The 13,566-nt window shown below is 58.0% G+C and carries 6 protein-coding genes; all 6 read left to right on the top strand.

Going from position 1 to position 13,566, the window contains the following annotated elements:
- Positions 1–49 precede the first annotated feature (49 nt).
- The 6 genes from NUW13_13185 (at position 50) to NUW13_13160 (ending at position 13,564) form a co-directional block, all read left to right on the top strand.
- Positions 50–2,743 carry a glycosyl hydrolase 115 family protein gene (locus NUW13_13185; GenBank protein MCR4439969.1) on the top strand — a complete coding sequence of 898 codons (2,694 nt, stop codon included), beginning with the start codon at positions 50–52 and terminating at the stop codon, positions 2,741–2,743.
- A 143-nt stretch (positions 2,744–2,886) separates the two neighbouring features.
- The gene (locus NUW13_13180; GenBank protein ID MCR4439968.1) at positions 2,887–3,918 is read left to right on the top strand and encodes a uroporphyrinogen decarboxylase; all 1,032 of its coding nucleotides are present in this window, start codon (positions 2,887–2,889) and stop codon (positions 3,916–3,918) included.
- A 325-nt stretch (positions 3,919–4,243) separates the two neighbouring features.
- Positions 4,244–6,580: a glycoside hydrolase family 3 C-terminal domain-containing protein gene (locus NUW13_13175; protein ID MCR4439967.1), complete on the top strand. Its 2,337-nt coding sequence runs from the start codon at positions 4,244–4,246 to the stop codon at positions 6,578–6,580.
- Positions 6,581–6,630: 50 nt separating this feature from the next.
- Positions 6,631–8,028 (top strand): glycoside-pentoside-hexuronide (GPH):cation symporter, encoded by a 1,398-nt coding sequence (locus NUW13_13170; protein ID MCR4439966.1) that lies wholly within the window; start codon positions 6,631–6,633, stop codon positions 8,026–8,028.
- A 490-nt stretch (positions 8,029–8,518) separates the two neighbouring features.
- Positions 8,519–11,650 (top strand): carboxypeptidase-like regulatory domain-containing protein, encoded by a 3,132-nt coding sequence (locus NUW13_13165; protein MCR4439965.1) that lies wholly within the window; start codon positions 8,519–8,521, stop codon positions 11,648–11,650.
- Positions 11,651–11,749: 99 nt separating this feature from the next.
- A complete protein-coding gene (locus NUW13_13160) occupies positions 11,750–13,564 on the top strand; it encodes a T9SS type A sorting domain-containing protein (protein MCR4439964.1) in 1,815 nt (604 codons plus the stop codon).
- Positions 13,565–13,566: the final 2 nt, after the last annotated feature.

Below are 13,566 nucleotides of genomic sequence, written 5' to 3'. Positions count from 1 at the left end.
GGCAGCGCCCCTCATAGCGAGTAGGCAGGAGTTCCCGGGAGTCCTCAGGGTGCTCAAGCATTTTCAGGGCGACATCGAGCGGGTGAGCGGGTGTCAGGCAGCAATGGTCTTGGACACTATCCCGCGCACCGCCGCCGTTGTGGTGGTGGGCACTCTGGGAGAGTCACCGCTGGTCGACAGATTGGCTGCTGAAGGAAAGATTGACGCCACCGTGATCAAGGGTCGTTGGGAGGCGTTTCTCCTCAAGGTGGTCGAGGAGCCGCTCCCCGGAGTGGCTCAGGCCCTGGTCATCGCGGGCAGCGACAAGCGGGGGACCATCTTCGGCATTTTTGATCTATCCGCGCAGATGGGCGTTTCGCCATGGTACTGGTGGGCAGACGTTCCCCCGAAGAGGAAGGAGGCCGTCTACGTCCTGCCTGGACCGTTTGTGGAGATGGGTCCGAAAGTGAAGTACCGGGGCATCTTCATCAACGATGAAGCGCCGGCGCTCTCGGGTTGGGCGTACGAAAAGTTCGGAGGCTTTAACCATCGCTTCTACGAGAAGGTCTTCGAATTGATCCTGAGGCTAAAGGGAAATTTCCTTTGGCCGGCAATGTGGGGACGAGCGTTCTACGACGACGATGCCAAGAATCCCGAGCTGGCGGACGAGTACGGGGTGGTGATCAGCACGTCGCATCACGAACCGATGATGCGTGCTCACGATGAGTGGCGCCGGTATGGTTCGGGTCCGTGGAACTATGAGCTCAATGAGGCCAAACTGCAGCAGTTCTGGCGAGAGGGCATCCGCCGCATGGGTTCCTACGAAAGCATCGTGACTATCGGCATGCGGGGCGACGGCGACGAGCCAATGACGGAGGAGGCAAACATCGCGTTGCTCGAGCGCATCGTGCGCGACCAACGGCGGATTCTCGAGGAAGTGACAGGAAAGCCCGCCTCCACTATCCCGCAGGTCTGGGCGCTGTACAAAGAGGTCCAGGAGTACTACGACCGGCGGATGCGCGTGCCGGACGACGTGACGCTCCTCTTGTGCGACGACAATTGGGGAAACATCCGACGGCTTCCGAAGCCCGACGCACCGCCGCGAGCGGGCGGCTACGGCATCTATTACCACTACGACTATGTGGGCGGCCCGCGCAACTACAAATGGCTCAACACGAATCAAGTCGCCCGGGTGTGGGAACAGATGCATCTCGCCTACGAGCACGGTGCCCGACAAATCTGGATCGTGAACGTGGGGGACATCAAGCCAATGGAGTTTCCCGTAAGCTTCTTCCTCAATTACGCCTGGGATCCGGAACGCATTTCCGCCGAGGAGCTGCCTGAATACACCCGGCATTGGGCGGAAGAACAATTTGGGCTGGAGCATGCGGCGGAGATCGGCCAGCTCATCACCAGATACACCACCTACAACTCCCGTCGCAAGCCTGAACTGCTCTCGGTTTCTACCTACAGCCTCGTCAATTTCCGCGAGGCGGAAAGAGTGGTTGCCGACTATGCGGCGTTGGAACAGAAGGCGCGCAGGCTGTATCAGACCCTTCCGGAGGAATACCGTGACGCGTTCTACCAGCTGGTCCTCCATCCCATTGAGGCGTGTGCCAATCTGAACGAGCTCTATGTGACCGTGGGGAAGAACCACCTCTATGCACGCCAGGGGCGAGCAGCGACAAACGCACTGGCGCAAAGGGCTCGAGAGCTGTTCAACAGGGATGCGGAGATTACGCATTACTACAATAAAATCCTGGCCAATGGGAAGTGGAACCACATGATGGATCAGACCCACATTGGCTACACCTCCTGGCAGCAACCGGAGACCAACATCATGCCCGAGGTCCAGGAGATCCGCGTGCAAGAAAGGGGCGAAATGGGGGTGGCCGTCGAAGGCTCAGAGAGCTGGTGGCCAGCAGACAAGGACACAGCGGTGCTGCCGGAGTTCGATCCCTTCCATAAGCAAACATACTACATCGAGGTGTTCAATCGTGGGAAGGAACCGTTTCAGTTCTCGGTTCGTGCTGGCGAGAAGTGGCTGCAGGTCAAGCCACACAAGGGACGGGTTGCAACCGAAGTGCGCGTGTGGGTCAGCGTCGATTGGGACAGGGTACCCGTCGGCAGGCACCGTGCCCGGATAACGGTCTCTGGTCCGGAGGGAAAGGTGGTGGTTCTCGCTCCGGTCCATAATCCGTCTGAGCCGCGCCCAGAGGCGGTACAGGGCTTTGTTGAAAGCAATGGCTATGTTGCCATCGAGGCCGAACACTACACGAAGACCGTGGCGCGTGAAGGGGTGAAGTGGCAGCGGATCCCAGACTTGGGGAGGACGCTCTCTGCAATGACGCCCTTCCCGGTGACTGCGCCGCCGCAAGTCGCGGGAGGCGATAGTCCCAGGCTGGAATATGCCGTGCACTTTTTCTCGAGTGGCCAAGTAAAGGTGAAAACCTATTTGTCGCCGACCCTGGATTTCTACGGTGACGGCGGTCTACGCTATGCAGTGTCCTTCGACGAGCAACCGGTGCAAGTTATCAACATGCATGAAGGGCGGACCTTCCAGGACTGGGAAGCGTCGGTGCGCAACAACCTCACCGTCTGCACCTCTTTGCATGCCATTGACAAGCCGGGCCAGCATGTCCTGAAGCTGTGGATGGTTGACCCAGGAGTGGTGGTTCAGAGGCTTGTGCTGGAGACTGGCGACGTCAAAGCAAGTTACCTGGGGCCCCCGGAGAGCTGCCACCGGAGCGCTGGTCCCGAGTGAGATGACATGGGGGCAGATCAGCTCGAGAAAGAATCCCGGCAAGGACGGGGCTCTCCGCGCTGTGTGGATGAGCGCAGCAACTGCGAATGCCATCCGCTGCGCGGGGGAATGCTGGCGTCCTCTCGGCACCTGATGGAGAAGAAGTGACAGAGCAGCAATGGGAAATGCTCAAGCAGGTGGTGGCAGGGAAAGTATTCACTCCGCTGCCCGTGGGGTTCATTATCGACAGCCCTTGGTTGCCCAACTGGTACGGGATGCGGATCCTTGATTACTTCTCCAACGACGAATTGTGGTTCGCCGCCAACCTCAAGGCAGCGAACGATTTCCCCGATGTATTGTTCCTTCCCGGTTTTTGGGCCGAGTTCGGCATGTGCACCGAGCCCTCTGCTTTTGGCGCCCGGTGTTCCTTTCCCGAAAAGGAGTTCCCTCATGCCCATAAGGTGCTGGCTTCCATTGCGGACCTGGAGGCGCTTCCCCAACCGAACCCCAGGACTGATGGCCTGCTGCCCTTTGTGTTAAATCGCCTCAAGCTGGCAGAACCGAAGTTGCGCGGCCATGGCCATTGCGTCTACTTTTCCGTGGCGCGTGGCCCGTTGAACATCGCTGCGCACCTCATGGGGACCACCGAGTTCCTCACGACCATGATGATCGAGCCGGAGAAAACAGAACAGCTGCTGGACAAGATTACAAGCTTCCTCAAGGACTGGTTGCACCTGCAGCGGGAGACTTTTCCCACCATCGATGGCATATTCCTCCTCGACGACATCGTAGGGCTCATCGGCGAGGAAGAGTTCCGTCGCTTTGCGCTACCGCGCTTCAAGGAGTTGTTCGCCCACGATGTTGCCATTAGGTTCTTCCACAATGACGCGCCGTGCGGGGTTTCGGCCCCCTACCTGGCGGAAATGGGCGTCAACCTGTTCAACATGGGATTTGATGTTTCTCTTTGCGAACTTCAGCGACTCACAGGGGGCAAAGTGACGTTGCTTGGCAACATCCCGCCCAGGGACGTGCTGGCCAATGGCACGCCCCAGCAGGTGGAAGTGGCCACCGCGGGCCTTCTTAATAGCCTCACGGACAAAGCGCGGGTGATCGTCTCTTGTGGTGGTGGCATGCCACCTGGGGTCAAGACGGAGAACATTCTTGCGCTCGTGCGCACCGTTGCAGCTCGTTCCTGAGCCGTGCGCGATCGGGGGTGTTGGGCCGGGAGGACTCTGCTTTCCACCTTGTGGCAAGAACAGATGGCTGCAGACGACGGCAACGCACGGGGAACCTGGGTCCAGGCCACCTGATGCTGCTTTGACCTTGCCACGCAGTGCTGGAGGTGAAAAAGTTAGAGCTCAGGTGATTTTTCTCTTGACTTATTGAAGCATTCTTCTTATGTTCTAACCGGTTCAACGCTGGTTAAGAGCCTGGGTTGTTCGAAGCCGGTAGCAGTCGTCCGTGCGCGTCTCGTGAAACTGTGGTTATTCATCCTGAAGGTGCAGACTACGGAAACGAGAGATGGCAAAGGATAGCCCTTCTTCCCCAAGCGCAGCAGTTAGACACACTCGCCTACCCTACCAGGACGCCGCCTTGTCCGTGGATGAACGCGTCAAAGACCTCCTTGGGCGAATGACCCTCGAAGAAAAGGTCGCGCAGATGCTTTGCATCTGGAGCGCGAAGGCGAGTCACCTCTTTGACGAAAAGGGAAACCTGAGCCCTGAAGGGCTGCGGACACACCTGAGGCATGGCATTGGGCAGATCGCAAGGCTAAGCGATTCACGCGGGGGGCTGACACCGCGTGAGATGATGGAACTGTCCAACGCCATCCAGAAGTTCTTCGTAGAAGAAACGCGCCTGGGGATCCCGGTCGTTTTCCACGAAGAATCGCTGCACGGGTTGGTGGCTCGGGAGGCTACCAGCTACCCACAGGCCATCGCTCTTGCCTCGACCTTCGACCCGGATTTGGTGCAGGAGGTCTTTGCGGCAGTGGCCGAAGACGTGCGCATGCGCGGCGCTCACCAGGTGTTGGCCCCGGTGGTGGATGTGGCGCGCGACCCGCGCTGGGGCCGGGTTGAAGAAACCTTCGGCGAGGATCCGCACTTGGTGGCCCAGATGGGACTTGCGGTTGTGCGCGGCCTACAAGGGGACGGTTCCTTCAAGGACAACCGGCACGTGATGGCCACGCTGAAGCACTTTGCAGCACACGGCCAGCCAGAGTCGGGCATCAACTGTGCGCCGGCCAACCTCTCCGAGAGGCTGTTGCGCGATGTGTTCCTCTACCCATTCAGAGAAGTGGTGCAGAAGGCCAAGGTGGCCAGCGTGATGGCCTCCTACAACGAGATTGACGGCGTTCCCTCCCATGCAAATGGATGGCTGTTGCGCGAGGTACTGCGTGAGGAATGGGGGTTCCAGGGATTTGTTGTCTCTGACTACTACGCCATCACTGAGTTGCATCGTCGTGACCAGGCTCTCGGCCATTTCGTTGCCGGCGACAAGAAAGAGGCCGCCTTGCTGGCAGCCATGGCCGGCGTCAACATCGAACTGCCTGACATGGATTGCTATCCGTTTCTGTTAGATTTGGTGAGGGAGGGACGGCTAAAGGAACAAGTCCTTGACGAGCTGGTCGGCCAGATGCTGCGCTACAAGTTCATCATGGGTTTGTTCGATAACCCCTTCGTGCCTGTCGAGCCAGGGCGTGTCGAACGGAAGTTGGAAAACGACCGGGAGGTGGCGCTGCAGGCCGCGCGGGAGGCCATCATTCTGCTCAAGAATGACGGAAACCTCTTGCCCCTGCAACCAAAGCCGGGCAGTACCATAGCTGTCATCGGGCCTAACGCCGACTGGGTTCTACTCGGCGGCTACAGTGGCACACCCAAGTACTATGCCTCCGTGCTGCAGGGAATCCGGCAGAAGATGGGGGGCAGATGTAGGGTCGTCTACAGTGAAGGCTGCAAGATAACGGTGGGGGGATCGTGGCAGGAGGATGTCGTGAGACTGCCAGACCCTGAGGAGGACCGTCGGGCTATCCGCAAGGCAGTACGAGTGGCCAAGGATGCAGATGTAATCATTTTGGCATTGGGAGGTAATGAGCAGACAGCCAGAGAGGCGTGGAGCAGGAGCCACTTAGGCGATAGAACCAACTTGGACCTGCTGGGTAGGCAGAATGAACTGGCGGCGGCGCTGCTTGCCACCGGGAAGCCCGTGGTGGTAGTGCTGTTCAACGGCCGCCCCAAATCCATCAACTTCATCGCCCAGCATGTGCCAGCGATTCTGGAGTGCTGGTACTTGGGCCAGGAAACAGGGTATGCCGTGGCGGATGTGCTCTTTGGTGACTACAACCCCGGAGGAAAGCTGCCGATTTCTTTCCCACGCTCGGTGGGACACATCCCGTGCTACTACAATTTCAAGCCCTCCGCTCGCCGGGGATACCTTTTCGATGACGTTACCCCGCTGTTTCCGTTCGGGTATGGATTGAGCTACACGAGCTTTAGCTTCACCAACCTGCGCTTGGAAAGGAGCACCATCCGGGTGGGCGAATCGACAAGGGTCTTTGTGGACGTGGCCAATACCGGGCGCCGCGCCGGGGACGAAGTAGTGCAGATGTACGTGCGGGACATGGTGAGTTCGGTAACACGCCCGGTCAAGGAGTTGCGGGGTTTTCGCCGGGTACATCTTGAACCTGGTGGCCGCGTCACCGTGGAATTTCCCGTCGGCTTCGAGCAGTTAGCCTTCACCAATATCGACAAACAATGCACGGTGGAGCCGGGCGATTTTGAGATCATGGTGGGCAACTCTTCACGCGATGAGGACTTGGCAAAGGTGACGTTGCACGTCATTCCGGCCGAGGTGAAATAGCCGCCGCTTAGGCAGAGCAGGACTGCAGGGAACGAGCGCAGGAGTCGACTGTGGAACAGACAAGGCTTTCGGTGCGGGAGAAGATCGGCTACAGCCTGGGAGACACCGCCTCCAACTTGTTCTTCCAAAGCTTCATGCTTTTCCTGATGTATTTCTACACGGACGTGGCGGGCCTGCCGGCGGCTGCGATTGGCACCATGTTCCTGGTCACCCGCATCTGGGATGCCGTCAACGACCCCTTGATGGGCATGATTGCCGACCGCACGCAGACGAGGTGGGGGAAGTTTCGGCCCTACCTGCTATGGTTTGCGATACCATTTGGCGTCATGGGGGTGCTCACCTTCACCGCACCTGGTCTCAGCGCCCCGGGAAAGCTCATTTACGCCTATGCAACCTACACCGTGATGCTGATGATTTACACGGCAATCAACGTTCCTTACTCGGCACTCATGGGCGTCATCAGCCCTAACTCGTTGGAACGGACCGAAATCTCCTCGTACCGGTTTGTGGCGGCGTTCGTAGGGGGGTTCATCGTCCAGGCGGCGACCATGTCGCTGGTGAAATACCTCGGTCACGGCAACGAGGCGGCAGGATGGCAGCGCGCGATGGGGTGTCTGTCGGCATTGGCGGTGGTGCTTTTCATCCTCACCTTTGCCTCGACGAAGGAACGTGTGTATCCGCCGAAGGGGCAAAAGTCTGATTTCTTCCAGGACCTGCGCGACCTGTTCGGTAACAGACCCTGGGTGCTGGTGGCTATAGCGACCGTGTTCCAACTCGTCTATATCGTCATGCGCAACAGTTCTATCCCGTACTTTTTCAAGTACTACATCCAGAACCAGCAGTACATCGTTCTGGGAAAGCCCATTTCTCTTTCTTTTGAGACGCTCACCTCCTCATTCCTGTTGTCGGGTACCATCGTGACCATCATCGGCGCGATACTGACGAAGTGGTTTGCCAAAGTGTTCGACAAGAAGAATGCTTACGCGGGTTTCCTGATTCTCAGCGGGGTGTGCTGCGCCTTGTTCCGCTTGCTCGAGCCGCATCAGCTCCCGCTGGTCTATGGCCTGAATCTTGTGTTGTCGTTCTGTTTGGGACCCGTGTCGGTTCTGCAATGGGCCATGTACACCGACACGGCAGACTATTCGGAGTGGAAAAACAGGCGCCGGGCCACGGGACTGGTGATGTCCGCCTCTCTCTTTGCCCTCAAGCTCGGGCTTACGCTGGGGGGTGCGCTGGTGGGATGGATCCTCGCTCACTATGGGTTCGTGGCGAACCAACCCCAGACGGGCAGGGCACTGGATGGCATCCTCCTATTGATGAGTGTCTATCCCGCCTTAGCGGGCATCCTCGGCGGGGGAGTGATGCTCTTCTACCCGCTGACCAACAAGATGATGCAGAAGATCGAGAGGGACTTGGCGGAGCGGCGCGAAGCGGCACCGGCGGCATAGCAGAGGGGGTCGCACGCCATGCCGGAGAGGCGATCGCGACAGAAAAGGAGTAGGAGGCAAAAATTCTTCTTGACATTTTGAACCGCTTTTGTTATATTGAAACTGGTTCAAGTGAGTCTGTCCTCACTGCTGTGACAATATCCGGCTGTAGCTGTCGAAGACGAGATGCGAGCCTGGGGTGCTTCCAGGGCATCTGCTAACGAGCTAAGGATATTGTGAGCCATGAACCGCATTCTTAGCAATCCTTCCTCTGCGTTTCTCTCCAATGGGGCCGCAGAACAACCTGGCCCGTACAGCCTTTCTCATAGCAGTCCATCAGGAATTCTCAACAGCTTTGGCAGCGCCATGGGAAGACGACCTCCGTGGGAGCACATCGCGAGTCGGCGACGGTGGTATCTGCGTTTCGGCTACTCTGCTTCCAAGGCAACGGAGGCCGAGCCATGGTGCCATGGGTAACAGTCACGACCGGAAAACAGGAGAGGCAATTGCCATGACCAGAAAATCTGCTCGTTTTTCCGGAAAGTACGTTCTCTGGCGATCAGCCCAATTCGAGGGGGGCCGCTTCCTCCTGTGTCTGCTTCTGATTTTGCTCATGCCCCACCTGCTGATGGCTGCCGCGGTAATCAAGGGGAGGGTTTTTGACAAAGACACCAAAGAAGCTCTGCCATCCGCAAACGTCTTCATCAAGGGTACCACCATGGGTGCCGCATCCGACCTCGAAGGTTACTACACAATCTACAACGTCCCCCTTGGCAAGCACACCCTGGTAGTCTCCTACATAGGCTACAGTACTGTGAACATTGACGTCATGGTGACCGGCAGTGGAACCATCCGGCAGGACTTTGCCTTGGAGCGGGTGGTGCTGAGGGGCAAAGAAGTGGTCGTCACTGCACAAGCGCAAGGGCAGATTCAGGCAATCACCCAGCAACTTGCCTCCGACAAGATCGCTAATGTGGTGTCGGAAGCGCGCATTCAGGAGCTGCCCGACTTCAACGCTGCGCAGGCCATCAGCCGCTTGCCTGGGGTCTCCACCCTCCTTAGCTCTGGTGAGGCGAACAAGGTGGTCATCCGCGGTCTTGCTCCGCAATACAACGCAGTCTCTTTGGAAGGCGTGAGGCTCGCCTCCACCGGCAGCACCCAGATCGGCGTCGCCTCTCAGCCAGGGACGACTGCAGGCACTCTTAACACGGACCGCAGCACCGATGTCTCCATGATTTCGCCTTACATGATAAAGACCATAGCTCTCTACAAGTCGCTCACGCCGGACATGGACGCGAACACTATAGGCGGCACCGTCAACATGGAGTTGCGCGAGGCTCCATCGGAGCTCCACCATGACTTGCTCTGGCAATCCGGCTATACGAGGAAGAGCGGCACCTACGACAACTACCGCGCCGTGGCCTCGACCAGCAAGCGTTTCTTCGACGAGAGGCTTGGTGTCTATGTACTGGGCAACTTGGAAAAGTACGATCGAAACTCAGACAACATGAGCGCCGCCTATGCCACGGCCAGCAGCACCATAGACACTACCACCGGATATCGGCCCGTGCGCGTGAACAACGTCGCGCTCAATCGTCACATCGAAACGCGCAAGCGCCTGGGTGCCAACCTGATTCTCGACTACCGCCTCCGGTCGGGTTCGCTCAAGTCCGTCAACGTCTTGGCGCGCCTGCAGTCCGATTTTCATGACCACCGCACCGTACTGAACTACCTGGACAGGCGGATCGACTTTACCTACAGAGGTGGCACAAATACCATCGACATGGCGACCAACTCCCTGGACTTCAGTCAGGACTTTCGACGGTTCTCCCTGCAGCTCAAATTCGCCAGCACCTACTCAAAGAACAGTCTGCCCGACTCCCCCTACTTGATATACCGACAGACCGGTGGCACAGGGGGGGAAGTGGGAATCAACAAGAAACCAGAGGACCTGAAGACACAAGTGGAGTACTATGGGCCAGAAAAGACCTACCTGACCAACCTAAACCTGTTTGCGAGCACGTACAAGGAGAGCAACCAGGAGTACTCAAGCAATTTGCGGGTGCCGATTCGTGTTGGTCCAATATTTCACGGCTACCTGAAGTTCGGCGGGCAGTTCCGGCGTGGTGACCATAACAACGACCAGGAGACCCCGTACGGCGAGCTCAGACGCGGCAGCCAGATCAACAACGCCATGCTGGATACGCTGGTGAGTCGCTTCGGGGTGGACTATGATCCATCCACAGGGATGTTTACTGCAGCAAGGTTCATGGGCGACAGGAAGCTCATGGGAGCTTTCTTGGATAACAAGTTCGGGCAATTCTACTGGGCAGGCGACCCGTCCCTGCCGCTGGCCATGGCGCACTATCTCCGCACCGACACCAACTTTGTCAACAAGTCCACGGGCACCAACGCTGGTGGGTGGTTCGAAGGAATATTCCAGCGGCTGGCGAACGACTATAGCTATGTGGAGCGCTACTCAGCAGGCTACGCGATGGCGGAACTGAACTTGCCGCCAGTGGGGGAAGTCTTTGGGCTCCATCCTTTTGTCGGCGCCCTGACGCTGGTGGGTGGCATTCGCTATGAGAAAGTGACCTCTGACTACACCGCGTACAACATGAGAGATGCCAGGAGTCCGCAAGACCAGGAGCAATACTACGACGAGGTGACGGCCCGCCCCGGCAATGAGTTTTGGCTGCCCATGGCACAGGCAAAGCTGAAACTCTTCCGCTGGCTTGACCTACGCTATGCGTACGCGCAGAGCCTGGCTCGCCCTGATTACCATCAGCTGTCCCCGAAATTCACCATAAGCTATGACGGCGGCGCTGTGTGGGCGGGCAACCCTAAGCTGAAGACTGCCCATGCCTACAACCATGATGCTCAGCTCACTCTCCACGGCAGCAAGTTGGGTCTCCTGTCGGTGGGGGTCTTCCGCAAGAAGGTGGAGAACTTTACCTACTACTCGCAATACAAACTCCACAAGACCGCCCCAGCCGGGTTGGATTCTCTGGGATCCTATAGAATCACCTTTACAGGGGGAGGCTTCTCGGAGCCCAAGGACGGCGCATGGCTCTACACCTACGTCAACGGTCGCTCACCCGCTCATGTGGAGGGCATTGAGTTTGACTTCCAGACCAACTTCTGGTACTTGCCTCAACCCTTGTCAGGCTTGGTTCTTGGCTTGAACTATGCGCATATGAGCTCTGATGCAGTGTATCCCTTGCGCGATGAGAAGACTGCCCCCAATCCTAATTGGAAACCCGGCTCTCGAGAGCCGAGATTCCTCGTTTTCACCACCGACAGCACCCGCGAAGGCCGGCTGATCTACCAGCCCAATGACGTGGCCAACGCCTACCTCGGCTACGACCTGAAAGGTTTTTCGATGCGTCTGTCGTTCGTGTTCCAGGGCAATTCCGTGAGCTATGTCGGTGCGTTCCCCGAGCAGGATGGTTTCACCAACGATTTCTTCCGTGTTGACCTGTCCATGCGGCAGAAACTGCCCTGGTGGGGCTTGGAGGCATTCTTCGATGCGGTGAATCTTAACAGCCGTTCGAACATGTCGGCGCAAAAATCCATTGGCGGATTTACCAGCGTTCAGAACTACGGCTTGGTGGCAAACCTGGGCATTCGCTACCGCATTTGAGGCCGTGGTGCGCGGGGAAGCTGAATCCAGCGCTCATCGCAAATGGGGTGGTGCGCTGGTGCGACAAGAACAGTGGACGCAGCAGAAGGAGGAGAAGTCATGAGGCGCTGGCTAATGATGTTTGTCATCACTCTGGTCCTGGCAACGGTGTCCTACGCGCAACAGAGGGACACAGTGTACGTGGCCAGTGACTTGGCGGGCGAGGGGAATCTGAACGTCGCGGTTCAGGAGAAGATCAACGCCGGAACCCTGTCAAGGACGGTCTTTAAGCTGGAGAGGTTAGGCTACTACATCATCACCGGCACCATCACGGTACCCCAGGGGGAACATCTGGAAATCGTTGGGCCGCCAGTGGGGAGAAAACAGGAAGAGGCACCGCCCCAGATCGTGTGGACCTCAAGCGGCGGGGTCGCCACCAACTTCATGTTCGACTGCTTCGGTGATCTCACCATGAAGAACGTTTGGCTTCGCTATGCCAACACCGCTGGGGCGCAGGTAGGGACAACTATTCAGTTCGAAGACGACCCGGTAGCCAACGCATCTGGCAAGGGGGAAGTGGGCATCTTCGAGAATGTGGTCTTCGAGTACTCTTCTTGTCCCCCCAATGCTGGTGGGGCCGTGACCGTTACCGCGGAACGCTTCAGAGGTACGTTCAAGAACTGCTACTTCCGCAACTGCATCGACACCCACCTGCGGTACTACGGCCGCGCCTTGTCCTTCCCTTATGCCACGACCGGCTGGCACAACGACTATGTCTACTTCGAGAACTGCACCTTCGCCAACATCGGCTACGTGTACATGCAGGAGGGTGGGGAGTACGGTGATGAAGTCTACTTCAACCACTGCACCTTCATGAACGTGGTCATGTTCGTCTTGGAGTCGGGGTGGTGGTGGAAGATGAACGTCACCAACTCGCTCTTTGTCAACACCTACATGTTCGGATACATTCCTGCCCAGCTGGGTGGGGGAGTGCCGTTCGGCGGTACGATTGCGATTGGGAAGGTCGCGGACTTCGGATTCAGCGTGCCCTTCACCGAGCAAGATCGCCGTATCCTGTTCGCCCATAACGCCTACTACCTGGAGGATTGGCTCACCGATTGGATGGTAAACTGCCCGTATAGCAAGGAGAAGAAGAGGAACCGCGAGGTCGACATGGTGCCGGCGCCCATGCCGATGCTCAACGACTCGACCATTGCCTTCTTCAACGACGACAGTCGTTTCCCGTATATGACCATGGACAGTCTTTACAATGGGCTGGAGTTTGTGCGGGAGACCAGCGGAGTCCTGAGGGGAAAGCCCATTTCGGCGCTGAACCCGCGCATTCTGGTGCCACCTACCGACTTGGAGGCCATCAAGGTGTTTCTGAACTACAAGTGGAGCACCAACGCGGACACCAATTGGGCCTACGACCCGGACGCAGGCTATTATCAGACGTGGCCTCTGCCGGAGAACTTGGCTTACCGGAATGATACTCTGAAGACTGCAGCCATGGGTGGCTTCCCGCTGGGAGATCTCTACCACTGGTGGCCTGAGCAGTACGAGCGCTGGAGCGCGCAGGCTGACCAGGAGCGGGCAAGAATCTTGACCTGGCGGGACACGGGCATCGACCCGCAGAGCAGTGTGGAACCGCCCGTCGCGAACCCTCTGCCCACAGGCTTTCGACTCGCCCAAAACTACCCGAACCCGTTCAACCCGAGAACCAAGATCCCCTTCTCCCTGCCCACGGCGGGGCGGATTCGGCTGACGGTGTACAATGGCCTGGGGCAAAAGGTGGCCACGTTGGTGGACGGAGTGACAGCTGCTGGTGAGCATACCGTCACCTTTGACGGCTCAAAGCTCCCAGGCGGTGTGTACCTGTATCGCCTCGAGGGCGAGGGCGTGTCCTTGACGAGGAAGTTCGTTTTGCTTAAGTAGCA

Source organism: candidate division KSB1 bacterium (assembly GCA_024655945.1).
In the GTDB taxonomy this organism is placed as follows: Bacteria; Zhuqueibacterota; Zhuqueibacteria; order JANLFK01; family Oleimicrobiaceae; genus Oleimicrobium.
This window is presented reverse-complemented; position numbering and strand designations above follow the sequence as displayed.

Excerpts from the sequence above, each read along its gene's own strand:
- NUW13_13160 (MCR4439964.1), top strand. The coding sequence starts at position 11,750 with ATGAGGCGCTGGCTAATGATGTTTGTCATCACTCTGGTCCTGGCAACG.
- NUW13_13175 (MCR4439967.1), top strand. The coding sequence starts at position 4,244 with ATGGCAAAGGATAGCCCTTCTTCCCCAAGCGCAGCAGTTAGACACACT.
- NUW13_13165 (MCR4439965.1), top strand. The coding sequence starts at position 8,519 with ATGACCAGAAAATCTGCTCGTTTTTCCGGAAAGTACGTTCTCTGGCGA.